Annotated in this window: 27 protein-coding genes; 17 read left to right on the top strand and 10 right to left on the bottom strand. The window is 74.2% G+C overall.

Annotated elements, in window-relative coordinates; all coding sequences use genetic code 11:
* The 6 genes from G6553_RS09840 to G6553_RS09815 form a co-directional block, all read left to right on the top strand.
* Nucleotides 1–1,828, top strand: a 1,828-nt coding sequence (locus G6553_RS09840) for a TIGR03773 family transporter-associated surface protein (RefSeq protein ID WP_207619577.1), incomplete at its 5' end; no start/stop codon positions are given.
* A gap of 112 nt (nucleotides 1,829–1,940) precedes the next feature.
* Complete coding sequence (locus G6553_RS09835) at nucleotides 1,941–3,392, top strand: anchored repeat ABC transporter, substrate-binding protein (RefSeq protein ID WP_347565618.1); 1,452 nt, start codon at nucleotides 1,941–1,943, stop codon at nucleotides 3,390–3,392.
* Nucleotides 3,393–3,469: 77 nt separating this feature from the next.
* Entirely contained in the window at nucleotides 3,470–4,465 is a 996-nt protein-coding gene (locus tag G6553_RS09830; RefSeq protein WP_166191582.1) for a choice-of-anchor M domain-containing protein, read from the top strand.
* Nucleotides 4,462–5,268 (top strand): anchored repeat-type ABC transporter ATP-binding subunit, encoded by an 807-nt coding sequence (locus G6553_RS09825; RefSeq protein ID WP_166191579.1) that lies wholly within the window; start codon nucleotides 4,462–4,464, stop codon nucleotides 5,266–5,268. The genes G6553_RS09830 and G6553_RS09825 overlap by 4 nt, the downstream gene beginning before the upstream one ends.
* Nucleotides 5,265–6,218, top strand: a complete 954-nt coding sequence (locus G6553_RS09820; RefSeq protein ID WP_207619585.1) for an anchored repeat-type ABC transporter permease subunit — start codon at nucleotides 5,265–5,267, stop codon at nucleotides 6,216–6,218. Before G6553_RS09825 ends, G6553_RS09820 begins: the two co-directional genes overlap by 4 nt.
* 79 nt (nucleotides 6,219–6,297) lie before the next feature.
* Nucleotides 6,298–7,278: a permease gene (locus tag G6553_RS09815; RefSeq protein ID WP_347565617.1), complete on the top strand. Its 981-nt coding sequence runs from the start codon at nucleotides 6,298–6,300 to the stop codon at nucleotides 7,276–7,278.
* A 683-nt stretch (nucleotides 7,279–7,961) separates the two neighbouring features.
* On the opposite strand, the gene G6553_RS09805 is transcribed toward G6553_RS09815, so the two are convergent.
* Complete coding sequence (locus G6553_RS09805) at nucleotides 7,962–10,178, bottom strand: cation-translocating P-type ATPase (protein WP_166191571.1); 2,217 nt, start codon at nucleotides 10,176–10,178, stop codon at nucleotides 7,962–7,964.
* Nucleotides 10,178–10,453 (bottom strand): DUF1490 family protein, encoded by a 276-nt coding sequence (locus G6553_RS09800; RefSeq protein WP_347565616.1) that lies wholly within the window; start codon nucleotides 10,451–10,453, stop codon nucleotides 10,178–10,180. The genes G6553_RS09805 and G6553_RS09800 overlap by 1 nt, the downstream gene beginning before the upstream one ends.
* A 72-nt stretch (nucleotides 10,454–10,525) precedes the next feature.
* Here G6553_RS09800 and rpsR point away from each other — a divergent pair, with 72 nt between their 5' ends.
* Both rpsR and G6553_RS09790 read left to right on the top strand, forming a co-directional pair.
* Entirely contained in the window at nucleotides 10,526–10,777 is a 252-nt protein-coding gene (rpsR, locus tag G6553_RS09795) for a 30S ribosomal protein S18 (protein ID WP_166191565.1), read from the top strand.
* Nucleotides 10,774–11,124 carry a hypothetical protein gene (locus tag G6553_RS09790; protein ID WP_207619575.1) on the top strand — a complete coding sequence of 117 codons (351 nt, stop codon included), beginning with the start codon at nucleotides 10,774–10,776 and terminating at the stop codon, nucleotides 11,122–11,124. The genes rpsR and G6553_RS09790 overlap by 4 nt, the downstream gene beginning before the upstream one ends.
* A 77-nt stretch (nucleotides 11,125–11,201) precedes the next feature.
* On the opposite strand, the gene ykgO is transcribed toward G6553_RS09790, so the two are convergent.
* From ykgO to G6553_RS09770, 4 genes are all read right to left on the bottom strand, one after another.
* A complete protein-coding gene (ykgO, locus tag G6553_RS09785; protein WP_166191559.1) occupies nucleotides 11,202–11,324 on the bottom strand; it encodes a type B 50S ribosomal protein L36 in 123 nt (40 codons plus the stop codon).
* A complete protein-coding gene (gene rpmF / locus G6553_RS09780; RefSeq protein ID WP_166191556.1) occupies nucleotides 11,321–11,515 on the bottom strand; it encodes a 50S ribosomal protein L32 in 195 nt (64 codons plus the stop codon). Before rpmF ends, ykgO begins: the two co-directional genes overlap by 4 nt.
* Nucleotides 11,516–11,579: 64 nt before the next feature.
* The gene (locus tag G6553_RS09775) at nucleotides 11,580–12,650 is read right to left on the bottom strand and encodes a GTP-binding protein (RefSeq protein ID WP_347565615.1); all 1,071 of its coding nucleotides are present in this window, start codon (nucleotides 12,648–12,650) and stop codon (nucleotides 11,580–11,582) included.
* A complete protein-coding gene (locus G6553_RS09770) occupies nucleotides 12,647–12,901 on the bottom strand; it encodes a type B 50S ribosomal protein L31 (protein ID WP_166191553.1) in 255 nt (84 codons plus the stop codon). Before G6553_RS09770 ends, G6553_RS09775 begins: the two co-directional genes overlap by 4 nt.
* A gap of 60 nt (nucleotides 12,902–12,961) precedes the next feature.
* Here G6553_RS09770 and rpmB point away from each other — a divergent pair, with 60 nt between their 5' ends.
* From rpmB to G6553_RS09750, 4 genes are read left to right on the top strand one after another with little or no spacing between them, the layout of a single operon-like run.
* Nucleotides 12,962–13,198: a 50S ribosomal protein L28 gene (gene rpmB / locus G6553_RS09765; protein WP_166191550.1), complete on the top strand. Its 237-nt coding sequence runs from the start codon at nucleotides 12,962–12,964 to the stop codon at nucleotides 13,196–13,198.
* Nucleotides 13,198–13,368, top strand: coding sequence for a 50S ribosomal protein L33 (gene rpmG, locus G6553_RS09760; RefSeq protein WP_166191547.1), 171 nt, complete (start codon nucleotides 13,198–13,200; stop codon nucleotides 13,366–13,368). The genes rpmB and rpmG overlap by 1 nt, the downstream gene beginning before the upstream one ends.
* On the top strand, nucleotides 13,368–13,673 hold the full coding sequence (rpsN, locus tag G6553_RS09755; protein WP_166191544.1) for a 30S ribosomal protein S14: 306 nt from the start codon (nucleotides 13,368–13,370) through the stop codon (nucleotides 13,671–13,673). The genes rpmG and rpsN overlap by 1 nt, the downstream gene beginning before the upstream one ends.
* 47 nt (nucleotides 13,674–13,720) lie before the next feature.
* Nucleotides 13,721–14,155, top strand: coding sequence for a Fur family transcriptional regulator (locus G6553_RS09750; RefSeq protein ID WP_166191541.1), 435 nt, complete (start codon nucleotides 13,721–13,723; stop codon nucleotides 14,153–14,155).
* A 97-nt stretch (nucleotides 14,156–14,252) separates the two neighbouring features.
* On the opposite strand, the gene G6553_RS09745 is transcribed toward G6553_RS09750, so the two are convergent.
* On the bottom strand, nucleotides 14,253–15,143 hold the full coding sequence (locus G6553_RS09745; RefSeq protein ID WP_166191538.1) for an NAD(P)H-hydrate dehydratase: 891 nt from the start codon (nucleotides 15,141–15,143) through the stop codon (nucleotides 14,253–14,255).
* Nucleotides 15,133–15,882: a histidine phosphatase family protein gene (locus tag G6553_RS09740; RefSeq protein WP_207619574.1), complete on the bottom strand. Its 750-nt coding sequence runs from the start codon at nucleotides 15,880–15,882 to the stop codon at nucleotides 15,133–15,135. The genes G6553_RS09745 and G6553_RS09740 overlap by 11 nt, the downstream gene beginning before the upstream one ends.
* 81 nt (nucleotides 15,883–15,963) lie before the next feature.
* Here G6553_RS09740 and G6553_RS09735 point away from each other — a divergent pair, with 81 nt between their 5' ends.
* From G6553_RS09735 to G6553_RS09725, 3 genes are all read left to right on the top strand, one after another.
* Nucleotides 15,964–16,569: a TetR/AcrR family transcriptional regulator gene (locus tag G6553_RS09735; RefSeq protein WP_166191535.1), complete on the top strand. Its 606-nt coding sequence runs from the start codon at nucleotides 15,964–15,966 to the stop codon at nucleotides 16,567–16,569.
* A 123-nt stretch (nucleotides 16,570–16,692) separates the two neighbouring features.
* The gene (locus G6553_RS09730; protein ID WP_166191532.1) at nucleotides 16,693–17,877 is read left to right on the top strand and encodes an acyl-CoA dehydrogenase family protein; all 1,185 of its coding nucleotides are present in this window, start codon (nucleotides 16,693–16,695) and stop codon (nucleotides 17,875–17,877) included.
* Nucleotides 17,874–18,923: a phosphotransferase family protein gene (locus tag G6553_RS09725; protein WP_347565614.1), complete on the top strand. Its 1,050-nt coding sequence runs from the start codon at nucleotides 17,874–17,876 to the stop codon at nucleotides 18,921–18,923. The genes G6553_RS09730 and G6553_RS09725 overlap by 4 nt, the downstream gene beginning before the upstream one ends.
* An 18-nt stretch (nucleotides 18,924–18,941) precedes the next feature.
* Here the strand turns inward: G6553_RS09725 and G6553_RS09720 are convergent, their stop codons facing one another.
* Entirely contained in the window at nucleotides 18,942–20,360 is a 1,419-nt protein-coding gene (locus tag G6553_RS09720; protein ID WP_166191529.1) for an ATP-binding protein, read from the bottom strand.
* Nucleotides 20,361–20,571: 211 nt separating this feature from the next.
* On the opposite strand from G6553_RS09720, the gene G6553_RS09715 reads away from it, so the two are divergent.
* Nucleotides 20,572–22,095 (top strand): serine/threonine-protein kinase, encoded by a 1,524-nt coding sequence (locus G6553_RS09715; RefSeq protein WP_166191526.1) that lies wholly within the window; start codon nucleotides 20,572–20,574, stop codon nucleotides 22,093–22,095.
* A 17-nt stretch (nucleotides 22,096–22,112) separates the two neighbouring features.
* Nucleotides 22,113–23,402 (top strand): ATP-binding protein, encoded by a 1,290-nt coding sequence (locus G6553_RS09710; protein WP_166191523.1) that lies wholly within the window; start codon nucleotides 22,113–22,115, stop codon nucleotides 23,400–23,402.
* A gap of 51 nt (nucleotides 23,403–23,453) precedes the next feature.
* Here G6553_RS09710 and G6553_RS09705 read toward each other — a convergent pair whose 3' ends face one another.
* Nucleotides 23,454–25,952 (bottom strand): response regulator, encoded by a 2,499-nt coding sequence (locus G6553_RS09705; protein ID WP_166191520.1) that lies wholly within the window; start codon nucleotides 25,950–25,952, stop codon nucleotides 23,454–23,456.
* Nucleotide 25,953 lies beyond the last annotated feature (1 nt).

The following is a 25,953-nucleotide window of genomic DNA, read 5'->3' as shown; positions in this document are numbered from 1 at the left end:
GGCGCCGGCCCCGCACGCCCCCGACACATCGATCCCTCCGGCTCCGACCGCCCCCGCCTCCCCGATCGTTGCTCCCTCGACGAGCGCGACGGCGGCCGTGGGCGCCTGCACCCCGGCCGGCCTTGCGGAGGACGCCGCGACGGTGACCGAGGGCCACCTCGACTTCGGGGTCAAGGTCGTCGGAGGAAGGCTCCAGTCACGCATCAAGGACGACCGCACCGACCCGGCGCGCTGGATCCGGCCCGACAAGGTGCTCCTGTCACTGCAGGAGGCATCGCAGCAGCAGGTCCCCGACGGGGAGACGTACTCGTTCCTGGGCCGGCCGGGCGCGACCGTCTGGTCGATGGGACAGACCCAGCAGCCGGGTGTGCCGTGGCTGGGCTGGAACACCCAGCACCCGACCGCGCTGGCGAAGATCCAAGGCGCCACCACCTGGCGGCTGCGTGGCGTCGAGGGGTCGGGCGAGCTCTTCGTCCACCAGACCGGCGCCTTCGGCGGCGTGGAGAAGCTGCTCGGCACGACGACCGGGTGGCCGCGGACGCTGCGGATCCCTCCGAACGTCCACGCCCACGCGACCTGGTCCTTCACCCGGCCCGGCACCTATCGCGTCGACACCCGGCACGTCGCCACGCTGGAGGACGGCCGAAAGGTCACGAGCGACGCCTCGCTGTTCTTCCTCGTGGGCCCGTGCGGCGACGCCGGCGGTGGTCAGGACGGCGGCCAGGACGGCGGCGGCTCGCCCGACGCGCCGGGCGCCCCGGTCGCGCCGGTGGTGCCCGGCGGCCCGGGTGCCGCCCCGGGCGCGGGTGCAGCGCCGCCGGGCATCGGCGCCGCGCTGCCGCCTCCGGCCGCTCCCGCACCCGCGCCGGCTGCTCCGCGCACGACGACGTGCCTGCCGCCGGCCGAGAGCAGTGGCGGACCCGGACCGGCCGGTCAGGCCCCCGGGCAGGGCACGGCGCCGAGCGCGGGCACCCCCGTGACCGACGGTCACTTCGACTTCGGGCCGCGCGTCGAGGGCGGCCGACTGGTCGCCCGGGTGAAGGACGACCGGACGCAGCCGCCGGCGTGGGTCGATCCGTCCTCGGTGACGTTCGTGCTGGGCGATGCGGCCGAGCAGCACGTTCCGGCCGGCCCCACATACGGCTTCCTCGGCGCGGCCGGGGACCCCATCTGGTTGATGCCGCAGACGCAGGCTTCCGGCATCCCTTGGCTGGGCTGGAACACCCAGGACGAGGGGCTGCGGTCCGCGGCGACCGGGACGGTGCGGTTCACGCTGGACGCCGTCTCCGGCCCGGGGCGTCTGGCCGTCTACCTCACCGACTCCTTCGGTGGGGTGGGCGAGAAGGTCTTCGGCAACATCGCCGGCTTCCCCTCCAGCGTCGAGGTGCCGCTGAACGTCCACGCCCACGGCAACTGGGCCTTCACGGCGCCCGGCACCTACCGGGTCTCCTTCACGATCTCCGCCGACCTGGCGAGCGGTCGGGTCTCGGACCGAGCGAGCTTGACCTTCCAGGTGGGCGGGGCGGCGGCTCAGCGCTCGGTAGTCGGTCCGGAGCAGGCCGCGGTGCCCGGAAGGGCGCTGACGAGCAACCCCGTGAGCCGCCTGGCACCGGTCGCAGTCGCCATCGATCGGGACAACGCGACGCGCGACGTCGCTGCTGCGGACGACACCGCGGTGCCGACGAAGGCCGCGGAGACCCGCGCGCGCGACTGCGTCCTGCCCGACACCGGGGCCGACCCGGTCCTGAGCGCGCTGCTGCCGGTGGGGCTCGCCTCGGTCGTCCTGGGCGCGTGGCTGATGGTGCGGCGGCGACCCGGTGTCCGCTAGTCCCCGGCGGCGCGGCGGCGCGGCTCGGCTCGTCGTCGCTGCCGCGGCGGTGCTCGCCGCTGCGGGGTGCGCGTCGGCCCCCGGCCTGTCCGACCACGACGGACGGTTGCAGGTGGTCACCACGACCGGGTTGCTCGCCGACCTGGTCCGCAACGTCGGAGGGGAGCACGTCAACGTCGTCTCGCTCGTCCCGGACCGTGAGGACCCCCACTCCTACGAGCCCACGCTCCGGCGCGCCCGGGACGTCGTGTACGCCGACGTGGCGTTCAGCAACTACCTCCTCCTGGAGCAGCACAACGTGATCAAGACGCTCGACGCCAACCTGCGCGACGACGCCGTGAACGTCTCGCTGGCCGAGGACGCGGTGAAGTACGCCGCCGAGATCATCCCGCTGGTCGAGAACGTCAACCTGGACACGATCTGGCTCGGCCTGCGCGCCGCGGGCGACGGCGCGGCGTACGGCGCCGACCGCTCGTCCGACGTCCTGCTCAGCGCCACCGCCCTCGACGGCCCGGGGCGCATGGTCGGCTACCTCACCGGGTCGTTCGGCGACCCCGAGGTGTACTTCGACAGCGGGGACGGGTTCGACGCCGGTGACGGCTTCCGCGACGACACCGCCCTGCTGCCGGTCGACGCGCACACCCACATGTCCTGGGCGTTCACTGAGCCAGGCGTCTACGAGCTCACCGTGCAGGCGCGCATCCAGGTCGACGAGCGCAGCGCGTCCCAGCCACTGGGGGAGTCGACGGTCCTCTTCGCGGTCGGCGTGCCGCCGGGTTCGGCGGCACCAGGGCGCACCGTGCTCGGCGAGGGGCACGCGGACATCACCGTCGACCTCGACACCGGCGGGCTTGAGGTGAGGCACGACCCCGAGGGCGGTGGCGAGGGCGCCCAGCAGGTGCACCGGCTCGAGGACGTGGTGATCGACGTCCCCACCACCGCCCTGGCCGAGGTGCCGGGCGACCGCCGGCTCGGCTTCCTCGGCCGTCCGGGCGATGCGCTCTACCAGCTGCCCCAGGCGGTGCTCGGCAAGCACGTGCACGGGGAGATCGACCCGCACCTGTGGCAGGACGTCGGCAACGTCATGGCCTACACCGAGCTCATCCGCGACACGCTCGCCGGCGCCGACCCCGAGCACGCACTGGCGTACCGCGACCGGGCGGAGGCCTACCTGGAGGAGCTCGCCGCGCTGGACCGGCACGTCCGGGAGACGATCGGCGACATCCCGGAGGACCGTCGCTACCTGGTCACGACCCACGACGCCTTCGCCTACCTCGCCCAGGCCTATGACCTGCGGATCGGGGGCTTCGTCACCCCGAACCCGGCCGCCGAGCCGTCGCTCGCGGACCGGCGCAAGCTGGGCGAGGCCATCCGCACCCTGCAGGTCCCGGCCGTGTTCGTCGAGCCGAACCTGCAGGCCCGAGCCTCGGTGCTGACCGAGGTCGCGACCGAGGAGGACGTCGCCGTGTGCCCGATCTACGGCGACACCTTCGACGAGGACGTCACCACCTACGTCGAGCTGGTGCGTTTCAACGCCCGCTCCCTGCACGACTGCCTGGCCTAGTGCCCGCCCCACCGGCCGACGCGTGCACGACGCCGCTCGGCGTCCCAGCCCCGCACATCCGACGAGAACGGTTTCCGATGCCACTGATCCGCAGCACAGGCGTGCGCCCCTTCCTCACCTCGGTCGGCTGCGTCCTGGTGGCCACACTCGTGCTCGCCGCTCCGGCCCGGGCGGTCGCCGAGCCCTCCGGCGCCCCGGGTCACCGTGGGTCGGCCACTCCTTCCGACGGGCTCTCCCAGAGCATCGAGGAGGACCAGGCCGTCTCCGAGGAGGACACCGTGCTTTCGCTCGGGCACGTGGACCTCGGTCCTCGCTACGTGGACGGCGCCTGGACGTTGATGGTGCACGACGACACCGACGCGGACGGTTCGGTGTGGCGTCCGCTCGAGCACGCCGTCGTGCAGGTGTCCGACTCCGCGACCCGAGAGGTGCCGAACGACCCGGCGTACGGCTTCCTGGGCGTCGAGCCCGGCGCGCCGGTCCACGTCGTCCCGCAGACCCAGGACCCCGACGTCGTCTGGCTGGGCTGGAACACCCAGGACCCGCAGGTGATGGCGTCGGTCGACCGGGGCGTCACCCTGTCCCTCGCGGGGGTCGAGGGCCCGGGTGACCTGCTCGTCTATCTCCAAGACGGCGGGTTCGGCGAGCCCGACGTGCTTTGGGACTCGCGGTCCGCCGAGGAGCAGGAGCTGTGGGTGGACGTCAACACGCACACGCACGCGAACTGGGTCTTCACCCGCCCGGGGGTCTACCTGGTGTCGATCCGCGCAAACGCCACGCTCGTCGACGGCAGTGAGGACGAGGCCGTCGGGACGGTCCGGTTCGCCGTCGGTGACGGCACCGCGACGGAGGACGCGTTCGCGGCCGATGCGGGGCCGACTCCTGCGAGCGTCGCCACCGCGACGGAGGCGCCGGAGGCGGACCGGGCCGCCGACGCGGGCACGACCGGACAGCTCCCGGCCGTGCTCTGGGTGCTGATCGCGGTCGGCGGCGCGCTGGCGGCCGCCGCTGTGGTGCTCTCGCTGCGCGGCCGCCGCGTGCGCGAGCAGGCGCGCTCGGAGGCAGCGCGATGACGTCGCCGACGGTGCCCTCGACGGCCCACGCGACGCCCTCCCCGACGTCCGCTGCCGGTGCCGGGTTGGAGGTCCGGGGTCTCGACGTGGACCTGGGCGGCCGGCCGGTGCTCCACGGCGTCGATCTCACGGTGCGGCCCGGGGAACTGGTCGGCCTCATCGGACCCAACGGTGCCGGCAAGACCACGCTGCTGCGCAGCGTGCTCGGCCTGACGCCACGACGGCGTGGCCAGGTCGCTGTCGAGGGCCGTGCGGTTCGTCCCCGACGCGGCGACATCGGCTACGTGCCGCAACGGCACGAGTTCGCCTGGGACTTCCCGGTCTCGGTCGAGCAGGCCGTGCTGACCGGTCGGGTCGGCTCGTGGTGGCCGGGCCGGCGGCCACGGGTGGAGGACTGGCGAGCAGTCGACCGCGCGCTCGGGCTGGTCGACATGACCGGGCTCCGGCGCCGGCAGGTCGGACAGCTCTCCGGCGGCCAGCGGCAACGCGTCCTGGTCGCCCGCGCCCTCGCCCTGGACCCCGGCGTCCTGCTCCTGGACGAGCCGTTCACCGGCTTGGACCTCCCGACCCAGGAGTCGCTGCTGTCGATGCTGGGGGCAATCGTCGCGGACGGCCGCGCCGTCCTGATGACCACCCACGACATCGCTTCCGCCTTGTTCACCTGCTCGCGCCTCGTGCTGCTCAACCGCACGGTGGTCGCCGCCGGAAGCGCCGACGAGCTGCGGGTCCGTCCCGACGTCTGGGTGGAGACGTTCGGCGTCGCAGCCGACAGCCCGTTCCTGCGTGTGGTGGAGGCCCGCTGATGTCGCTGCTCGACTTCCTCTCGGACCTGGGCAACCCCGACCTGCGGTTCCTGCCCAAGGCGCTCGCCGTCGCACTGATGTCGTCGGTCGTGTGCGGGGTAGTGGGGTGCTACGTGGTCCTGCGAGGCATGGCGTTCATCGGTGATGCCGTGGCGCACGCCGTGTTCCCGGGCCTCGCCGTGGCCTTCGTCGTCTCGGGCAACCTGATCCTGGGCGGCACCCTCGCCGGCGTGGTGACCGCGGTGCTCATCGCCGTCTTCAGCCAGACCCGGCGGCTGCGCGAGGACTCCGTCATCGGGGTGTTCTTCGTGGCCTCGTTCGCCCTCGGCGTCGTCATCATCTCCCGGGCGCCCGGGTACGCCGGCTCGTTGCAGCAGTTCCTCTTCGGGTCGCTCGCCGGTGTCCCCGACAGCGACCTGGTGGTGATCGGTGTCGTCGGGGTCGTCGTGCTGGGCCTGCTCATGATGCTCCACCACCAGCTGGTTGCGGTGACGCTGGACCGGGACGGCGCTCGAGCGCTCGGCCTGCCGGTCCTCGTCTACGACCTCGTGCTCTACGTGCTGGTGACCCTGGCGGTCGTCATCTCGGTCCAGACGATCGGCAACGTGCTGGTGCTCGCGCTGCTGGTGGCGCCGGCGGCGACCGCCCGCCTGCTGACCGACCGGCTCGGGGTGATGATGGGGCTCGCGCCGGCCATCGGCTGCACGGCGGCCGTGGTCGGCATCTACGTCTCCTGGTCGTGGGACCTACCGGTTGGTGCCAGCGTGGTCCTGGTGCTGGCCGCGTTCTTCCTGCTCGCCTGGCTCCTCGCGCCTCGGCACGGTGTGGTCGCCGCGCGGGTGCTGGACCGACGAAGCCGTCGGCCGGGGACCGACGGACCTCTCCCGGTCCCGCCGGGCCGACCGGTCGAGCACCCACCGGCCCGCCTGCTGGGGACCGATCGGGGCTAGGCCCGGTCGGGGTGGTCCCGCACCGGCGCCGCGCCGGGAACCTCCAGCGGGAATGAGGATCGTCCTCGATACTGCCGTGGTGTCCACTCCTGCGCAGGTTGAGACGGCGTCGTCGCGGCCGTCCGCCCGCGGGTGGCAACCCGCGCTCGTGGCGCTGCTCGTGGTCGGGGGCCTGCTGAGCCAGCGCTGGCTCGGCCCGATCGACGACGAGGCGCTCGGCACCTGGTGCACGATGTTCGTCGCCGTTGTGGTCCAGTCGGCGCCGTTCCTTCTCGCCGGCGTCGTGCTCTCCGCCCTGATCGCCACGCTGCTCTCGGCCCGGGTGCTACGCCGGGTCGTGCCGGCGAACCCGGTCCTCGCGGTTCCCGTGGCCGGCATCGCCGGCGTCGGCCTGCCGGGCTGCGAGTGCGCAGCGGTCCCGATCGCGGGCGGGCTCATGCGGCGTGGAGTCGCGCCGGCGGTGGCCCTCACCTTCCTGCTGGCTGCCCCTGCGGTGAACCCGGTCGTGCTGGTCTCGACGGCTGTCGCGTTCCCCGGCGAGCCGAGGATGGTGGTGGCCCGCTTCCTGGCGTCGCTCGCGACGGCGGTCCTCGTCGGCTGGTGGTGCCTGAGCCGCGGTCGACGGCTGCCGATCCGGCTGCCCCGCATCGGTGCGGAGCACCCGACCCGCCGGTTCGCCGACAGCGTCCGTCACGACTTCCTGCACGCGTCGGGCTTCCTGGTGCTCGGTGCGATGCTGGCCGCCGCGGCCAACACGTTCGTGCCGCGGACGGTCATCGAGACGGTCGCGGGGCAGGCTGTCGTCGGTGTGCTGACCTTGGCGGTGTTCGCCTTCGTGGTCGCGCTGTGCTCGGAGTCCGACGCCTTCGTGGCCGCGAGCCTCACCGCCTTCTCCGACACCGCGAAGCTGGCGTTCCTGGTGGTGGGCCCGGCCATGGACGTCAAGCTCGCCGCGATGGAGGCCGGGTACTTCGGCGGAGCGTTCGCCGCCCGCTTCGTCCCGGTCGTCGTGGTCACGGCCGTCGCGATGGCCGCAGCGGTGGGGTGCTGGCTGCTGTGAGACCGATGACCCAGGGCATCGCGCTCGGCTTCCTCGGTGCCGTGCTGGTGCGAATCGCGGTGGAGGGTGTCCACGTGCGCTACGTCGCCGACTGGATGCGGTGGCCGGTGCTCGTCACGGGTGGCCTGCTCGTCCTGCTGGCACTGCGACCGCTGCTCGGGTTCGACGACGAGGACGAGGACCACCACGCCGCCGCGGACGGCGCGAACGCGCACCGCGTGCCCCCCGTGACCTGGCTCCTGCTGCTGCCGAGCATGGTCGTCTTCGTGGTCAACCCACCGGCCCTCGGTGCCTACCTGGCCGAGCGGCGCGCCGACGAGGCACTGCCCGCAGCGCCGGCCAGCGCGTTGGGGCCGCTGCCCGCCGCTGACCCGGTGGAGGTCGACCTGGAGGACATGGCCTGGCGTGCCTACGAGGGCGGTGGGGGTCTCGCCGGGCGCACCGTGCTGCTCCGCGGCTTCGTGAGCACGGACGACCGGGGCAGCTGGTACGTCACGCGGATGATGGTCGGCTGCTGCGCCGCGGACGCCCTCGCCGTCCGGATCGGCGTCCTCGGCGCCGCCGCGCCGCCGCGTGACACCTGGGTCGTCGTGACCGGGCAGTGGGTCCCGGGCACCGGCACGCCAGAGAGCAGGACGGCCGTCGTGGCCGTGGAGATACGGGAGGTCGCCCCCGGAGTCCACCTACCGCTGAGGCGCGTCCGCGGCGGGCGTGACCGGCAGCCGGTAGCGGGTGATCCGCGCGCTGTTGCCCACGACCGCGATCGAGGACGCGTTGTGCAGCACGGCCGCGACCACGGGGGAGAGGGCCCCGCCGGCGCCGACGACCAGACCCGCGGCGTTCACGGCGATCGACATCCCGTAGTTCTGCCGGATGACGCGCACCGCCTCGCGGGAGAGATCGCGCAGCTCCAGCAGTCGGCGCAGGTCGTCGCCGGCGAGCGCGACCTCGGCGGCCTCCAGCGCCACGTCGGTCCCGCCGATGCCCATGGCGATGCCGACGTCAGCCAGAGCGAGGGCGGGGGCATCGTTCGTGCCGTCGCCGACCATCGCGACCACGTGTCCCTCCTGCTGCAGCGCCGCGACGACGTCCTGCTTGTCCTCCGGCAGCACCTCCGCGCGCCACTCGGTGATCCCCAGCTCGCTCGCGACGACGGCAGCCACGCGCGGGTGGTCACCGGTCAGCATCACGATGCGTCGTACGCCGTCCGCGCGCAGCGCCTGCAGCACCTCTGCTGCTTCTGGTCGCACGGAGTCGCGCAGGCTGACCAGGCCGGTCAGCCGCCCGTCCACCGCGAGCAGCAGCGGCGTCTCCGCCTCGGTCTGCAGCCGCTCGACCCACCGTGACGCGTCGGCGCCTACCTCGACGCCCTCGCGCCGGAGCAGGTCGAGGTTGCCAAGCAGGAGCACGCGTCCGTCGGAGAAGGTGCGCATGCCGAGGCCGAGCAGGACCTCGCACTCCTCGTGCGGCGGGATCGCGATGTGCCGCTCCTCCGTCGACCGGATGACGGCCTGGGCGAGGGGGTGGCGGGAGTGGATCTCCGAGCTCGCGGCGTAGGCGAGCACCTGCTCGGGGTCCCAGTCGTCGCGGAAGGACACGACGTTGGTGACGACGGGTCGGCCGACGGTGAGCGTGCCGGTCTTGTCGAAGACCACGGCGTCGACGCGGGCGGCGGCCTCGAGGTGGGACCCGCCCTTGACCAGGATCCCGCGCCGGGCGCCGTTGCCGATGGCGGCGCTGATCGCGGTCGGCGTCGCGAGGCCGACGGCGCACGGGCAGGCGATGAGCAGCATCGTCATCGCGCGTCGCACGTCGCGCGTCGCGACCAGCGTGGCGAGGGAGAGCGCGAAGGACGCCGGGACGAAGCGGCGGGAGAAGTTCTCGCCCACCGTCTGCGCGGGGGCGCGGTCCTCCTGCGCCTCCTCGACCCGGGCGATCACCCGACCGATGGCGGTGTCGCGGCCGACCGCGGAGGCCCGGACGACCAGGCGGCCCCGCATCACGACGCTCCCGGCGTGGACCTGCTGGCCCGCCTCGACCGCCACCGGGAGGTTCTCGCCGGTGATGGCGGACTGGTCGAGGACGCCGTCGCCCTCGATCACCACGCCGTCGACCGGCACGGCCACGTGCTGGTGGACCACGACGTCGTCACCCACCCGCAGCGCGGTGATGTCGACCAGCTCCTCGGTGCCGTCGGCGCGCCGCACCCAGGCGTCGCTCTGGGTCCCGGTGAGCAGGTCGCGGATGGCGCGGCGGGTGCGCCGCAGCGTGAGGTCCTGGAGGTACTCGCCGATGTTGAGCAGCCAGAGGACGGTGAGCGCGACGACGTTCTCGCGCAGCACCAGGCTGGCCACGGTCGCTGCCGACACCAGGGCGTCGGTGCCCGGAGCCTTGCCGCCGGCGAGCCCGCGCAGGCTGCCCCGCAGGAACGGGTAGCCGGTGAAGATGGTGACGCCGGTCGCGACCGTCCGCGACGAGGGACCGAGCAGGGGTGGTCGACGGGCGACGTACCGCCGGCCGCCCAGCAGGAGGAGCGCGGCGCCGCCGACGACCATCCGGGCCAGGTCGCCGTTGGACACCTCGGCCGACCGGGGAGCGCGGGGAGGTGCCTTCTCGACCCGGGTGGCGATCGCGCTGCTGACGGCGGTCAGCACCTCGTCGTGGTCGCAGGCGTCCGGGCGGAACCACACGACGACCGAGCCGGTCCGCGGATAGGCGTGGACGGCCCGGACGCCGGAGACCTGCTCCACGGCCTCCTCCACCGCGACGGCGCGACCGGCAGATCCCCGCAGCCACGCCGCGGCGTACCGTGCCCGGCCCGCCGCCTCGCTCCGCGCGACGACCTCGACCTGCCCGGGGCCGGCGGGTCCGGCCGGGAGTGGGAGGACGGTCCGCGCCATCAGTGGTCGTGGTCGTGAGCCACGTCGCCGACGCCCGGCGGCGGGGACTGCTCGCCGGTGCGGGCCCGTGCCTCGGCCACGAGGTCACCCGTGGCCAGGCGGAGCTGCTCGGCGGCGACCTCGGCCCTCCGCTTGCCGCGGATGCCCCACGCGAACGCGGTGACCGCGCCCTCGTGCAGCCCGTCCCGGGTGATGGTCGTCCGGACGGCGTCGTACGCCGCCGCGCCGACGAGGCCGGTGAGCAGGGTCGAGCCCGCCCTGGTGAGGATCCGCACGTGCGTCACTCCTTCGCAGCGCCGTGACGGCGCAGGGTGCAATTGAGAATGACTCTCAGTATAGTCACGTGCATGAGTGCACGACGACACCGCCCCGGCCCGCGGCTCCCGGCCCGCACCCGTCCGAACGCCCTCCTCGCCGCGGGGGCCGAGAACGTCACCTACCGTGACGTCGACCTCCTGCGGACGTTCGTCAGCGACCGAGGAACGATCCGTGCACGGAGGCTCACCTGCCTCACCCCGCGCCAGCAGCGGGAGGTGAGCCGGGCGGTCAAGACGGCCCGGGAGATGGCGCTGCTGCCGTACGTCTCGCGACTGCGGTGAGCGGTCCTCGGCAGGACGGCCGCCTGGTGACCCTGGTGGCCGTCTGCGGCGGGGAGCAGTGCGCCGGCGCGACGGAGCCTGCCCTGCAGCAGCTGCGTCCGCTGGTACGTCGTGTGCCGGGCGCGATCCTGGTGCGGACGCCGTGCCTGGCCGCGGGCTGCGGGCGAGCAGACGCGCCCGAGGGGGCCCACGGCGCGGTCGTCCGGGTGCAGCGTTGCCGGCGCGACACGGACGGGCTGCGGCCGGTCGGTCGGCCGGTCGAGATCAAGGCCACTGATCCCGAGGGGTGCGCCCGCACGGTGTCGGCCTGGCTCCGGGCAGGGCAGGTCCTGCGCTGGCCGGCCTAGCGCGAGGCCGCCGCGGACGACGAGAGCCGGACCCCTCGGGGTCCGGCTCTCGATGCGTGCCAGGGCGTGGGCGGTGGTCAGCCCTGCCGGGCCTTGAGCCGCGGGTTGCGCTTGTTGATGACGTAGGTGCGGCCGCGACGGCGCACCACCTGGGAGCCCGGCTGCTTCTTCAGCGAGCGGAGCGAGTTGCGGACCTTCATCGTCCCTCCTTCCTGATGGCCCCGGTCGTGGGGTCGACGAGGCCGCGGTGGACGGCCGCGACGAGGTTGCGCGGCACGCGGTAGCGCTCGCCCTCGACGGTCACCGTCACCAGCGAGGGTGCGGTGGCCTTCCACTGCGAGCGTCGGTGTCGGGTGTTGCTCCGCGACGTCCTGCGCTTCGGTACTGCCATGGGTGACCTCCTGGTCGTGGGAGCCGGTGGCTCCGGTCGGTGCCGGTGATCCGGGCTGTCGTGCTCAGGCCACGTCGCGGATGGGGCCGAGCCACGGCTCGAACCCGTCCTCGCCGAGGTTCCAGGACGTCGCCGCGGCCTCGTCGGGCCTCAGCAGCACGGCCTCGAAGGCGTGGCGGACCTTCGTCGGCGCGACCCCGATCCCGGTCATCACCAACCGCGTCCGCGGGACGTCGGCGCCCCAGCCGTGGGCGTCGCCGATGCTGAGCTGGCCGCCCGATCCGTCCCACAGCAGGACGCGGCCGGGACGGGTCGGCAGCCAGAAGGCGCCGCGTGAGCGGTGGCCGTCCCCGGCGAGCGTCTCGAGGTGGTCCAGGAGGCGCTCGGGGTGGAACGGATGCGGTGTGGACAGGTCGATCCGCCACACGAGGGCCGAGTCGACGGGGTCGATCGCCGCGTCGATGACCGGGCCGGTCCAGGCGAGGGTGCGGTGGTGGTGGTGGGCCGGGCCGGTGAGCCGGCCGGCGTCGAGGTGCTCGGTGCCGGCGATCACCGCGGCGTCGGGACGCACCAGGGCGCGCAGCAGCTCGAGAGCGACCTCGTCGGTCAGGCCGCAGGTGACCGCGACGTCGGAGCGCTCGACCATGGCGCACCCGACCTCGCCGACGCCACGGCGGTCGTCCGGGCCGGTGTGGTCGTGACGCTCCGCGAGCAGGTCGTCGCCGAGGAGGTCGTCGACCAGGGTGGGGCCGCTCAGGGCCGTCACCACGCTCGCCACCCGTAGGTGGCGCGCCAGGCGGGTGTCGTTCGCCAGCACGTGGCACAGCTGGTCGGCCTCGGCGCCGACCGGCAGGTGGGCCACGACCGTCGACCAGCGCCCGGAGCGGGCGACCCGCTCCAGGGTCGGCAGGACGTCCTCGCGGAGCGCGCAGCTGACGCACGCGTGCGCGAGATCGATCTCGTCCTCCTCGACCACGCCCGTCACGTCGCTGACGACGCGCCGCAGCACGCTGCGGTCCACGTCGATCGAGTGGCGGACCACGACGGCGCCGGGGAGGTCGAACTGCAGTCCCACCGTCGCGGCGGCCATCGCGTCGCGATCGACGCCGGTGATGACGACGACGGGCGTCCTCACGATCCCGCCCCGTAGCGCCGACGGAACCGCTCGACCCGGCCCTCGCTGTCGAGGGACCGGGCGGTGCCGGTCCAGAACGGGTGGCTGTAGCGGGTCACGTCCACGTCGAAGACCGGGTAGCTCACGCCGTCCAGCTCGACCGTCCCCCCGGGGTCCTTCGCCACCAGCGTCGACCGGGTCAGGACCAGGTCGCCGGTGGACCGGTCGCGGAACACCACCGGACCGTACGGCGGGTGGATGCCGTCACGCATGCCTTCCTCCTGTGCAATAATGAGAATCGTTCTCACTACCGTACACCGTTCGGAGGTTGCATGTCACGCCACTGCCAGGTGACCGGGCGCACGCCCGGCTTCGGCCACCACGTCTCCCACTCCCACCGCCGCACGAACCGGCGCTTCGACGTCAACGTCCAGCGCAAGCGCTACTGGGTGCCGTCGCTGGGCCGCAACGTCACGCTCCGCGTGAGCGCCCGTGGCATCAAGGTCATCGACGTCCGCGGCATCGACGCCGTGGCCGCCGAGATCCTGCGACGTGACGGGCGGATCTGATGGCGCGCCGCGGCAACGACCTGCGCCCGATCGTCAAGCTGCGCTCGACGGCCGGCACGGGCCACACCTACGTCACCCGCAAGAACCGCCGCAACGACCCCGACCGGTTGGTGCTGCGCAAGTACGACCCGAAGGTGCGCCGGCACGTCGACTTCAAGGAGGAGCGCTGATGGCCAAGAAGAGCAAGGTCGCCGCTCAGCGGCGCCGCGAGCAGGTCGTCGCCCGGTACGCCGAGCGGCGCGCCGCCCTGAAGGACACGATCCGGACCGCCGAGCCCGGCTCGCTCGAGCACAGCGCGGCCGTCCGCGCACTCTCGCGACTGCCGCGGGACAGCTCGCCGGTGCGGCTGCGGAACCGTGACCAGGTCGATGGGCGTCCGCGTGGCCACCTCCGCAAATTCGGCGTCTCGCGGATCACCTTCCGCGGGATGGCGCACCGGGGCGAGCTGCCGGGGGTGACCAAGTCGAGCTGGTGACCACAGTCCGGGCGGGCGGCCGGGCAAGCCGCCGGTACGGTGGGCACGTGCCCCGCAAGACCGACTCCGCGTCCCCGCCGGAGCAGGCAGCCCCTGCCACCCGTAGCACCCGCCAGCGCCGCGCGCTTGTAGCTGAGCTCTCCGCCAGCGACGGGTTCCGCAGTGCGCAGGACCTCCACCACGCCCTGCGCCAGCAGGGGGAGTCGGTCGGTCTCGCCACCATCTACCGGGCGCTGCAGGCCATGGTCGACTCCGGCGAGCTCGACACCGTCAAGGCGGACGGCAACGAGGCGGTGTACCGGTTGTGCAGCCAGGCTCATCACCACCACCTCGTCTGCCGTCAGTGCGGCCGGACGGTCGAGGTCTCCGGCCCCGCCGTCGAGCGGTGGGCCAGCAAGGTGGCCGAGGAGCACGGCTTCACCGAGGTCGACCACACCCTCGAGCTCTTCGGCGTGTGCCAGGCGTGCCAGTCGGCCGGATAGCTGCACCAGTCGCCGACGGGCGCGCGCCGAGGGGCGGCGTGCTGCGCAGCGTGCGCTGGGGCGCACGTCCAGCAGCACGAGGCCGGACGCGCGCAGCTCAGGCGAGCTCGCTCATGATCGCCGGCACCTGGGCGGGGAGCTCGCGGGACAGGTAGCCGAGCGGACCGACCGCGGCGGCCAGGCGCTCGCCGCACCGGGCGTGGACGTAGCCGCCCCATGCGGCCGCCTGCGCCGCCTCGGCGCCCCGGCCGAGCAGTCCCGCGACGATGCCGGCCTGCACGTCGCCGGAGCCCGAGGCACCCAGCCCGGGGCCGCCGCCCTCGATCGTCCAGGAGTCGCCGTCGGGCGTGACGACGTGCTTCTCGGTGCCGCCGCAGACCACCACGACCCGGCTGCGTGCGGCGACCTCGCCCGCGACGCCGACCGGGTCCGCGGCCACCTCGTCGTCCTCGACGCCGGCCGTCTGCGCGAGCTCGGAGGGGTTCACGGTCAGCACGGCGCGGCCCTCGAGATGGTGCAGACCGTCCGGGTGCGCGGTGAGGTACGCCGATCCCAGCGCGTCGAGGACCAGCGCGAGGTCGAGGCGGGGCAGGACGCCCTCGAGCAGCGCGACCGCGTCGTCGGGGTCGACGAACCCGGGCCCGGCCAGCAGCACGTCGGCCGAGCCGCAGTCGTCGACGACCTCGTCCGCGGCGCTAGGGTCGATCCGCCCCGCAGCGTTGGCGTCCAGCGGCAGCACGCCGACCTCGGGTGCCGCGACGGCGAGCGCGGAGACGACCCCGTCGAGCGTGGCTGCGGTGACCTTGCCGGCCCCGGCGCGCAGCGCGGCCTCGGCGGCGAGCAGCACGGCGCCCGGCGACCGACGCGACCCGGCGAGCAGGACGACCCGGCCGCGCGCGTTCTTGTCCTCGCCCGGGTCCGGCAGCGGCCAGCCGCGCAGGAGGCCGGGGGTGACGATCCTCGGAGCGGGGGAGTGCTCAGGAGGCATCGTCGGCCGCCCCCTGCGACTCCTCGTGGGTGACGTCGACGTCGATCCGGTCGACGGCCGTGGTGTCGGCGAAGGAGTCCAGCTCGAGGTAGCGGCCGTCGCGGCGGTAGGTCGTGACCGAGGCGTTCGGGATCCGCATCCGGCGGTCGAGGTCGAGGAGGTCGGTCTCCTCGATGCCCTCCAGCACGTAGCGGAACGTCATGATCACGGCCTGGTGGCTGAACAGCCACACCCGCTCGCCGTCGTACCCGTGCCGCAGGTCCGTCAGCAGGCTCCGCACCCGCTGCGCGACCGCGGCCCAGCTCTCGCCGCTGGGCGGCTGGTAGTAGAACTTGCCGAGCTTGTCGCGCCGCTCGGCCTCCTCGGGGTAGCGGCTGCGGATGCCGAGCCCGGTGAGCCCGTCGAAGACGCCGAGGTCGCGCTCGCGCAGCCGCTCGTCGTGCTCGATGTCGAGGTCGAGGCCGTCCAGGGCGATCGCGGCCGTCTCGGCCGCCCGGCGGTACGGCGACGCGACGACCACCGTCTGCCGCCCCACGTCGTCGCGCTCGCCGACCCATCGACCCAGGGCCGCCGCCTGCTCGCGGCCGGTGTCGGACAGCTCCACGTCGGCGTCGCGCGCGGTCAGGTCGAGGACCTCCGCGCCGGCGTCGCGCGCCGCCGCGTCCGCCCGGTTGCCCATCGACTCGCCGTGCCGCACCAGCACCAGCTCCGCCGGCCCCTGCTCCCACCTCGGTCGCACGTCGTCTCCGCTCTCCTCGGGGACACCCGGGTACCCACGTCGCCTGCACGGCACCGCCGCCGTCGTCCCTAGAGTGAGTGCATGACGGCTCCCGACCTCGCGGACTGGCGGACGTACGACGCCCCCACGCTGCCGCGCGTGCTCGACGCGGCGCTGGAGCGGTTCGCGGAGCAGGGCTACCACGGCACGAGCATCCGTGACCTCGCCGCCGAGGCCGGGCTGTCGGTGCCGGGCGTCTACCACCACTACAAGTCCAAGCAGGAGATCCTGCTCGCGCTGATGATGGCGGTCATGGACGAGCTGCTCGAGCGCAGCGCGGCCGCCCTGGCTGACGCGCCCGACGACCCGTCCGCGCAGTTCGACGCGCTGGTGGAGTCGCTGCTGCGCTTCCACATGTTCCGCCGGCGGCAGGCGTTCGTGGGATCCAGCGAGATCCGCAGCCTCGTCCCCGAGAACCGGCAGCGGTACGTCGAGCGCCGCGACGAGCAGCAGCGGATGCTCGACCGGGTCGTCCTCGCGGGCGCCGCCTCCGGGGTCTTCGGTACGCCGTACCCGACGGACGCCGCGCGGGCGGTGGCGTCGCTGTGCGTGGGCGTCGCGTCCTGGTACCGCGAGGACGGGCCCCTGACCCCCGACGAGCTGGTCGCGCGTCACCTCGTCCTGGCGCGGGGGCTCGTCCAGGCCTAACCACGGCCTGACCTGGGCCCGGTCCGGGGGAGCCCGGCGCGCGTTGACGGCGGGCGACGTCCGCTGCCAGAATGACCGAGCGAGCGATCGGTCGGTCGTCTCGCCGACGAGGAGGACAGACGCATGAGTGACCTGGTCAGCCGCACGCGGGAGTTCATCCGCACGAGCGTGCTCCCGCTGGACGACGAGCACGACGGCGACATCGAGGCCGCCGGCGGCGACGAGCTGCGGGTCCGGCTCCAGCAGCAGGCCCGGGACGCGGGCGTCTTCGCGCCCCACGCGCCGGTCGACTGCGGCGGCCAGGGGCTCGGCATGGTCGACCGCTCGGCGGCGTTCGAGGAGGCGGGCTACTCGCTCTTCGGGCCGCTCGCGACCGGTGTCGCCGCGCCCGACGAGGGCAACGTGCACCTGCTCGACCACGTCGCCACCGACGCCCAGCGGGCGACGTACCTCCAGCCGCTGGCGCGGGGCGAGGTCCGCTCGGCCTTCGCGATGACCGAGCCGGCGCCGGGCGCCGGCAGCGACCCGTCGGCGCTGACGACCCGCGCGACGAAGGTCGACGGCGGCTGGGTCGTCAACGGCCGCAAGTGGTTCATCACCGGTGCCGACGGCGCGTCGTTCTTCATCACGATGGCGCGCACGAGCGGCGAGCCCGGCGGCGCCGGCTCCGCGGGCTCGGGCGGCGCGACGATGTTCCTGATGCCCGCCGAGACCGAGGGCCTGCAGGTCGTCCGCCACGTCGGCACGGTGGACCGGTCGATGGTCGGCGGGCACTGCGAGGTGACCTTCACCGACGCGTTCGTGCCGGACTCCGAGGTGCTCGGCGGGGTCGACGAGGGTTTCCGCTACGCGCAGGTGCGCCTCGGCCCGGCCCGGATGACGCACGTGATGCGTTGGACCGGCGCCGCCCGGCGGGCGCACGAGGTGGCGGTGCGGCACGTGGCAGGCCGTCAGGCGTTCGGCTCGCGGCTCGCCGACCTGGGGATGATCCAGCAGATGGTCGCGGACAGCGAGATCGACCTCGCCGCGACCCGCGCGCTGCTGAGGACCGCGTGCGAGGAGCTCGACGCGGGGGAGCGGGCCTCGGCCACCACCTCGATCGCCAAGACGTTCGCCGGCGAGGCGCTGCACCGCGTGGTCGACCGGGCGACCCAGATGTGCGGCGGCCTCGGCGTCTCGACCGAGCTGCCCGTGGCCAAGATCGCCCGCGAGATCCGCCCCTTCCGCATCTACGACGGTCCCTCCGAGGTGCACCGCTGGTCGATCGCCAAGCGCGCGGTGCGCCGGGTCGAGAAGGAGTGGGCGTGAGCGACACCGCCTCCGCGGACCTGTCCGCCGAGGAGCTCGCCGCCGTCGCCGAGGAGATGACCCGCGCCGGTGCGGTCCTCGCCGGACCGCTCACCGCGCGGCTGATCGCCGGTGGCCGCTCCAACCTGACCTACCGCCTCGACGACGGCAGCACCGAGCCCGGCCACGCCTGGGTCATGCGGATGCCGCCGCGGCTCGGTCGCACGCCGTCCGCCCACGACGTGGGCCGCGAGGCGCGGGTGACCGGCGCGCTGGCCGCGGCCGGCTTCCCGGTCGCGCGGCCGGTGGTGGTCGCCGTGGAGGGCGCGACGGCGGTCGGGCTGCCGTTCGCGGTCGCCGAGTTCGTGACCGGCCGCACGGTCCAGTCGCGCACCGACCTCGACGCCCTCGACGACCCCACCCTCGAGGCGACCACGGCGCGTCTCGTCGAGACCCTCGCCGCGCTGCACGCCGTCGACCACGTCGCGGTCGGGCTGGAGCGGTTCGGGCGCCCCGACGGGTACGCCGCGCGTCAGGTGCGCCGCTGGACCGGCCAGTGGGAGATCGTCGGCGACCCGGCGCTCGGTCCGCTCGCCACCGAGCTCGGCGCCCGGCTCGCGGCCACGGAGTTCGACCAGCGCTCGACCGGCGTCGTCCACGGCGACTACCGCATCGACAACACGCTCCTGTCCCTCGACGGGCCGGACGGCCCGCGGGTCGAGGCCGTCGTCGACTGGGAGCTCTCGACCATCGGCGACCCGGTCGCCGACGTCGCGATGATGTGCGTCTACCGCCACCCGGCGCTCGACCTGGTCCTGGGGTTCCCCACGGCCTGGACCAGCGACCGGCTGCCGAGCGCCGACGCCCTTGCCGCGGCGTACGAACGCGCCGGCGGCGTGCCCCTCGTCGACTGGGACGCCCACCTCGCGCTCGGCTGCTTCAAGCTCGCCGTCATCGCCGCCGGCATCGACCACCGCCACCGCGCCGGCGCCACCCACGGCGAGGGCTTCGACACCGCCGCCCGGGCCGTCGAGCCGCTGCTCGAGGCGGGGCTCGCTCGGCTCTGACCAGCGGGCTCCCGGCGGTCACTCCGGGACCTCGCCGGGCAGCACGGCCACGAACGTGGCGCCCTGCCCGGGCGGGGCGGGCTCGAGGCGCAGGTCGCCGCCCTGCTCGACCATGAGCCGGTGGGCGATGTGGAGGCCGATGCCCTGCCCCGTCGAGCTCGGTCCGCGGCGTCCCCAGTCGAAGATGCTGGCGGCCAGGTCCGCCGGGACCCCCGGGCCGTCGTCCCCCACGCGGATCTCGACCGCATCGGCGGAGGGGTCGACCTCGAGGGTGCAGGCGGTGCGGGCGTGCTGCGCTGCGTTCTCCAGCAGGATGTTGACCACCTCGGCGACGTCGTCGGGCCGGCAGAGGGCCTTGACCTGGCTGGGGGCCCAGGCCACCCGACGGCCGCGGGCCCGGTGGGCGGTCACGAGCGGCTCCAGCACGGCGTCGAGGTCGGTCTGCTCGAAGCGGGCCGTGCGCCGGTCGTCCATCAGCCGCTGGAGGCGGGTCGCCTCCGCCTCCATGGCCCGCTCGAGGTGGCGTCGTCGGTCGTCCGGGAGAGCCGGGTTCGTGTGCAGGATCTGAGAGACGTTGGCGATGCCCGCGACGGTCGCCCCGATCTCGTGGAGCCGCTCGCGGTTGACCCGGGCGTCCGCCTCCAGGTGCTCCATCCGCTGGTGCAGGCTGCGCACTGTGCTCCCGTACCGGCGCGTCTTCACCTGCAGCAGCGTCAGGGCGGTGTGGATGAGGACAGCGGCGCCGCCGATCCGCAGGACGGTCGCGACGGCTGCCTCGAGGTCGTCGAATAGGCCGGGCGCCAGGAGCAGCTGGCTGAAGCCGAGGGTGACGGACGCGAGGCCGATCCGTAGCCGCACCCACCCGGGCGAACCGCTCAGGCGGGTCAGGAGCAGCGCGGCACAGGCCTGGCCGACGAACAGCAGGACGGCGAGTCCCTTCAGGGCCGTCCCGGACAGGCCCAGGGAGGGCAGGTCGAGAGCGGCCGCGCGGAGCGCGGTCACGACCGCGCCGACGAGCAGGCCGGCGAGGAACGGGTCGACGCGCAGCGGCCGCCGTGCCGCGAGGACCGTGCCGGCGACGACCAGCGCCTGCACGGCCAGGTCGATCCCGGTCATCCAGCCCGCGTGCGCGGCGAACGAGGTCGGCTGGGCCAGGTGCACGGCGGCCAGGCCGACGCCCTGGGCGCCCACGACCGTGACGCCGGCCGCCAGCCACGCCGTCGTGGGGTTCCCGGACATCCGCCAGCAGACGTAGAACAGCAGGCCTGCGACGAGGACCGACGGGTAGACGAGCAGCTCGTAGGACAACGCCGCGCGGTCGAGGTCGCGTGCGCCGGGCACCAACCAGCCGAGGATCAGCAACGGCACCGTCAGGACGAGGACGAGGGCGAGCACCGTCCGCCCGTCACCGGTGCCGCGGTCCAGCCACCGTCGCATGCTCGGTCCCCCAGACGTCGTTGCCCCGTCGACAGCGGCCGAGCCCCGCCGTCGACGTCGTGCGAGCAAAGGTAAAATGTCCCTTACCCGGTTGTCGCCCTGCGAATGCGCTGAGGGGCCCTCGGCCGGTCGGGGACGTGGTCCCCGCGCTTGCCGGGACCGGCGCACGGGTAGGGGATACCGACCGCGACGGAACCAGGCAGGAGAACAGATGCCCCCCGAGACCATCGCCGGCCGCTACGACGTCGTGCGGGAGGTCGGCCGCGGCGGCATGGGTGCCGTCTGGCTCTGCCAGGACCGCACCCTCGGCCGCCAGGTCGCCGTCAAGCAGGTCGGCGGCCTGCCCGGCGAGTCCACCCCGCACCTGGCGCGCGCGCTGCGCGAGGCGCGGTCGTCCGCGGCGCTCAACCACCCCAACGTCGTGTCGATCTTCGACGCGATCGAGGACGGCGGCCACGTCTGGCTGGTGATGGAGTACCTCCCCTCGCGCAACCTCTCCGAGGTGCTCGCGGAGGGTCCGGTCGAGGTACGCCGCGCGGCCCGCCTCGGCGCGCAGGTCGCCGACGGCCTCGCCGCGGCGCACGCCCGCGGGGTGGTGCACCGCGACGTGAAGCCCGGCAACATCCTGGTCACCGACGACGACGTCGCGAAGATCTCCGACTTCGGCATCGCCCGCACCCTGGGCGAGGAGCAGCTCACCCAGACCGGCATGGTGGCCGGCACCCCGCTCTACTTCTCCCCGGCCCTGGCCCGCGGCGGTCAGCCGACCCCCGCGGACGACGTGTGGGCCCTCGGTGCGAGCCTCTACGCGGCCGTCGAGGGCGAGCCGCCGTGGCCGGCGCAGGAGAACTCGATCGCCATGCTCATGCACATCGTCGGCCACGAGCCGCCGGTGCCGCAGCGGGCCGGCGCGCTGACCGAGCCGATCCGCCGGATGATGTCGGTCGACGCCGGCGCCCGGCCCAGCATGGCCGAGGCCGCGGCCGCCCTCCGCGCGGTCGCCGATGGTCGCGACGCCTCGACGGTGCTGCTGCCGGTCGGCGGCGCGGCCGACGCCACGACGGTGCAGGAGCCGCAGCCCGAGCCGGAGCCCACCCCCGCACCCGCGCCGGTGGCCGCGCCGGCACCCGTGCCCGCCGCGAGCGGGCCCACCGACCCTCGCCGACGGCGTACCGCTCTCGCCCTGGCGGCCGCCGCCGTCGTCCTCGTCGTGGCGCTCGGCGCCGCCCTGCTGAGCGGCGTCCTCGGCGGCGGCGACGACGACCCCGGCACGGCCGGGGACCGCCCCGGCGGCGACCGCTCGCGCTCGCCGAGCGCCACGGCCGAGGAGACCGAGCAGACGGAGGAGACGGAGCCGGCGCAGACGGAGGAGACGGAGGAGACCGCGCCCACCGAGGAGACGAGCGAGCCCGAGACGTCCGAGACCTCGCCGAGCGCCGGGACGCCGCCGGTCAGCAGCGGCGACGGCCCGCAGGTCGTCGAGGACTACTACGCCTCCCTGCCGGATGACACCCGCACCGCCTGGGGCACGCTGTCGCCGGAGTCGCAGGAGTCGGTGGGCAGCTACGGGCGGTACCGCGCTTTCTGGAACACCGTCGACTCCGTCGCCGTCGAGGGCGTCACCGAGGACGACGACGGGTCGCTGCTGGTCGACCTGGTCTACAACGGCTCGGACCGCGAGACCCGCCGGCTGGTCGTCGAGGACGGTGTCATCACCGACGGCGGGGTCGTCTGAGGACTACCGTGGGGGGTGTGCGGCGGTCGTGGCGGTCGGGAGTCGGGGGCCCCACGGCGGCCCTGCTCGCCGGGACCTCGCTCGGTGGCCACGCCCTCGCGGCGTACCTGTGGTGGCGCTGGCGCGGCGCTCAGCACGAGCTGAGCTCGGCGGGTGCGGCGAACCGGCGCGCGGCGGCCGAGGCGAACGAGCGCTACCGCTCGCTGTTCGACTACCACCCCAACGCCGTCTTCTCCCTCGACCTCGAGGGCCGCTTCGTCGAGGCGAACCCGGCCGCCGAACGGCTCAGCGGGTACGCCGCCGACCAGCTGATCGGCATGGAGTTCGCGCGGCTGCTGAGGGAGGAGGACCTCGGCCGTGTGCTGGAGGCGTTCCGCCGGATCCTCGAGCGGCAGGCGCAGCAGCTCGAGACGTCCGTCATCCGGCCGGACGGCACGCTCGCCGAGCTCCGGGTGACCGGGTTGCCGATCGTGCTGGACGACGAGGTCGTGGGCGTCTACGGCCTGGCCGAGGACGTCACCGCCCGCAACCGGATGCAGCGCGAGCTCGACCGGACCCGCCGCAGCGCCGAGCAGGCCAGCGAGGCGAAGTCGATGTTCCTCGCCAACGTCAGCCACGAGATCCGCACCCCGCTGACCGCCGTCATGGCGACCACCGAGTTGCTCGTCGACAGCGGCCTGGACCCCGAGCAGGAGCAGTTCGCCGAGGCCGTCCAGCGCTCGAGCCGCCGGCTGCTGCGGCTGGTCGACGACATCCTCGACTTCTCCTCGATCGAGGCCGGCCGCGCCTCGGTGCACGACGTCGACATCGACCTCCGCGCGGTCGTCGACGACGCCGTCTCCCTGGTGCGCCCGATCGCCGAGGAGCGCGGGCTGGAGCTCTCGCTGACGGTCGATTCCGACCTGCCGCGCCGACTCACCGGCGACCCCGAGCGGTTCGGCCAGGTGGTCGGCAACCTCCTCGACAACGCCGTGAAGTTCACCCCCGAGGGCGCCGTCCGGGTCAGGGTCGAGGTCGCCGAGACGCGGTCGGCCTCTACCAAGGTCCTCGTCCGCGTCGAGGACACCGGCATCGGCATCACCGAGGAGCAGCAGGGCAAGCTCTTCCAGTCCTTCAGCCAGGGCGACTCCTCGATCACCCGGCGGTACGGCGGCACCGGCCTCGGGCTCGCGATCTGCAAGCAGCTCGTCACGCTCATGGGCGGCTCGATCTGGGTCTCCAGCGCTCCCGGGCGGGGCAGCACGTTCGCCTTCGCGGTGCCGCTCGGCCGGGCCGTGGCGTCGCCTCCGGCTCCCTCGGCTGGTTGAGGGGGTCGCGCAGCGACCGTCTCGAGACCCGCCGCGCCGAACCGCCGGCCGTCAGGCCCGGGACGTGACCCAGCGCTGGAGGACCGCCTGCAGCTCGTCGGGGTGGACCGGCTTGGGGACGAAGTCGTCCATGCCCGCGGCCAGGCAGCGGTCGCGGTCGGCGGCGCCGACGCCGGCGGTCATCGCGATGACGGGGGTGCGCCGGCCGTCGGCCTCGCGGCGTCGGAGCTCGGCGGTCGCGTCGTACCCGTCGAGCACCGGCATGTGGCAGTCCATGAGGACCGCGTCGTACGTCCGCTCGGCGAGCATGGTCAGCGCCTCGGCGCCGTCACCCGCGACGTCGGCGGTGTAGCCCCGGGAGGCCAGGATGCCGACCGCGACGAGCTGGTTGATCTCGCTGTCCTCGACGACCAGCAGGTGCCCGCCGCCGGGTACGCCGTCACGGCTCGCCGGAGCCGGGGCAGGCGCGGCCAGGGACTCGCAGGCGACCTCGCGCAGGCGCGCCATGTGCAGCGGCTTGGCGAGCACGGCGCCGATGCCGGCGGCGACGGTGTCGCCGAGGTCGACCGCGGGCTCGGAGGTCAGCAGCACCATCGGCGGGGCGTCGCCGCGCGCGCAGATGCGCCGCGCGAGCTCGAGGCCGTCGGTGCCGGGCATGCACAGGTCGAGCAGCACGAGGGCCGGGCGCAGGCCGCCCGCGAGCAGGTCGAGCGCGGCCGCGGCGCCGTCGGCGAGGGTGACGTCCATGCCCCAGGCGCCGAGCTGGCCCTCGAGCACCAGCCGGTTGGTGGCGTTGTCGTCGACGACGAGCACCCGCCGGCCCGCGAGGTCGTCGCGGCGGCAGGTCGCGGTGGCCGTCGGGGTGTCGTGGGCGGGCTGCATCGGCACGCGGAACCAGAACGTGCTGCCGACCCCCGGCTCGCTGGTGACGCCGAGCGTGCCACCCATCGCGGCGACCAGCTGTCGGCAGATCGCCAGGCCCAGCCCGGTGCCGCCGTACTGCCGGGTGGTCGAGGAGTCGGCCTGGGAGAACGGCTCGAAGATCTGCTCGCGCTGCTCCTCGGCCAGGCCGATGCCGGTGTCTCGTACCTCGAACCGCACGAAGACGGTGTCGTCCGCGCGGCCGTCGAGGTGGGCGGAGACGACCACCTCGCCCTCGTGGGTGAACTTCACGGCGTTCGAGGCGAGGTTGAGCAGCACCTGGCGCAGGCGGGCGGGGTCGCCCCGCAGCGCGGTCGGCAGGTCGGGGGAGCAGTAGGCCAACAGCTCGAGGCCGCGCTGGTGGGCCTGGGCGGTGACCAGCTCGGCGGCGCCCTCGACGACGCTCACGAGGTCGAGGTCGACGACCTCGAGGTCCAGCTTGCCGGCCTCGACCTTGGAGAAGTCGAGGATGTCGTCGATGACGGTGCGCAGCGCCTCGCCCGCCCCGCGCGCGCCCTCGGCGTACTGGCGCTGCCGGTCGGTGAGCTCGGTGTCGAGCAGCAGCCCGGTCAGGCCGATGACGCCGTTCAGCGGCGTGCGGATCTCGTGCGACATCGTCGCCAGGAAGTCCGACTTCGCCGCGGACGCCGCCCGCGCGGCGGTCAGCGCGTCAGCCTCCCACCGCAGCTGGCGGGCCGTGCGTGCCACCGCGATCGCTGCGAGCACGAGGGCGGCCGTGCCGGCGGCGAGCACGTCGGCGTCGCGGCCGACCAGGTCGTCGACCACCAGCACGCCGATCGGGGCGAGGAGGGGCAGGATCGCGACGGCCATCCGGGTGCCCGCGTGCTCGCCGGCCGTGGCGTCGACCGAGCCGGCCGCCGACCCGGGCCGAGGGCAGGCCGAGCGGGCGAGCAGGACGGCTCCGACCAGCCAGCCCAGGTCGAGCCAGGCCGCGACGGGGTCCGAGAGCGAGAACAGCAGGTAACCGAGGTCGGAGAGCAGCCAGCACCCCACGCCGAGCGCGAACTCGAGCCCGATGCGGTCGCGCGTCGCCCGCGTCGCGAGCGTGCGCAGCACCAGCCCGAGGAGCACGGCGTCGGCGACGGGGTACGCCGCGAAGACCACCCGCTCGGCGGTGCTGGTCGTCTCGTCGGCGACGATGCCGCCGATCGAGACGTCCCAGAGCAGCAGCACGCAGACCGTGACGATCGTGAGCGCGTCGAGCAGCACCTCGGCGTCGCGACGTCCGCGCGGACGCACCTGCCACAGTGCCGCCAGGAGGGCGGCGCCCAGGCCGAGGTAGCTGAGGAAGTACGGCACGTCGGCCCAGGACACGTCCGGCTCCGGGCCGGTCCAGGCGTAGAGGTACCAAGTGACGTCGGCGAGGGCGTTGGCCCCCAGCCCCAGGGCGAGGAGGGTCGGCACCAGTCGCCGACCGGGGGCGGCGGCCTGGGCGCCGAGCGCTGCCACCACGGCGGTGCCGACGATCACGACGACGTACGTCGCGTCGTACAACGGGGTGGGTGCGCCGCTCAGGTTGAGGACGAGCGCCACCAGCGCGAGCGCCAGCAGGCCTGCCGGCAACGCGGTCCGCACCACCTGCTGGGAGGACCACGGCGTCCGGGGCATG

It is taken from the genome of Nocardioides sp. IC4_145, assembly GCF_011250565.1.
Lineage (GTDB): Bacteria > Actinomycetota > Actinomycetes > Propionibacteriales > Nocardioidaceae > Nocardioides.
The sequence above is the reverse complement of the archived record's forward strand: the minus strand, read 5'-3'. Positions and strand labels throughout refer to the sequence as shown.

Bases quoted from the DNA above. Each gene is read 5' to 3' on its own strand.
- G6553_RS09830 (WP_166191582.1), top strand. From the start codon at position 3,470: ATGCCACTGATCCGCAGCACAGGCGTGCGCCCCTTCCTCACCTCGGTC.
- G6553_RS09825 (WP_166191579.1), top strand. From the start codon at position 4,462: ATGACGTCGCCGACGGTGCCCTCGACGGCCCACGCGACGCCCTCCCCG.
- G6553_RS09805 (WP_166191571.1), bottom strand. From the start codon at position 10,178: ATGGCGCGGACCGTCCTCCCACTCCCGGCCGGACCCGCCGGCCCCGGG.
- rpsR (WP_166191565.1), top strand. From the start codon at position 10,526: ATGAGTGCACGACGACACCGCCCCGGCCCGCGGCTCCCGGCCCGCACC.
- ykgO (WP_166191559.1), bottom strand. From the start codon at position 11,324: ATGAAGGTCCGCAACTCGCTCCGCTCGCTGAAGAAGCAGCCGGGCTCC.
- rpmF (WP_166191556.1), bottom strand. From the start codon at position 11,515: ATGGCAGTACCGAAGCGCAGGACGTCGCGGAGCAACACCCGACACCGA.
- G6553_RS09770 (WP_166191553.1), bottom strand. From the start codon at position 12,901: ATGCGTGACGGCATCCACCCGCCGTACGGTCCGGTGGTGTTCCGCGAC.
- rpmB (WP_166191550.1), top strand. From the start codon at position 12,962: ATGTCACGCCACTGCCAGGTGACCGGGCGCACGCCCGGCTTCGGCCAC.
- rpmG (WP_166191547.1), top strand. From the start codon at position 13,198: ATGGCGCGCCGCGGCAACGACCTGCGCCCGATCGTCAAGCTGCGCTCG.
- rpsN (WP_166191544.1), top strand. From the start codon at position 13,368: ATGGCCAAGAAGAGCAAGGTCGCCGCTCAGCGGCGCCGCGAGCAGGTC.
- G6553_RS09745 (WP_166191538.1), bottom strand. From the start codon at position 15,143: ATGCCTCCTGAGCACTCCCCCGCTCCGAGGATCGTCACCCCCGGCCTC.
- G6553_RS09735 (WP_166191535.1), top strand. From the start codon at position 15,964: ATGACGGCTCCCGACCTCGCGGACTGGCGGACGTACGACGCCCCCACG.
- G6553_RS09730 (WP_166191532.1), top strand. From the start codon at position 16,693: ATGAGTGACCTGGTCAGCCGCACGCGGGAGTTCATCCGCACGAGCGTG.
- G6553_RS09720 (WP_166191529.1), bottom strand. From the start codon at position 20,360: ATGCGACGGTGGCTGGACCGCGGCACCGGTGACGGGCGGACGGTGCTC.
- G6553_RS09715 (WP_166191526.1), top strand. From the start codon at position 20,572: ATGCCCCCCGAGACCATCGCCGGCCGCTACGACGTCGTGCGGGAGGTC.
- G6553_RS09705 (WP_166191520.1), bottom strand. From the start codon at position 25,952: ATGCCCCGGACGCCGTGGTCCTCCCAGCAGGTGGTGCGGACCGCGTTG.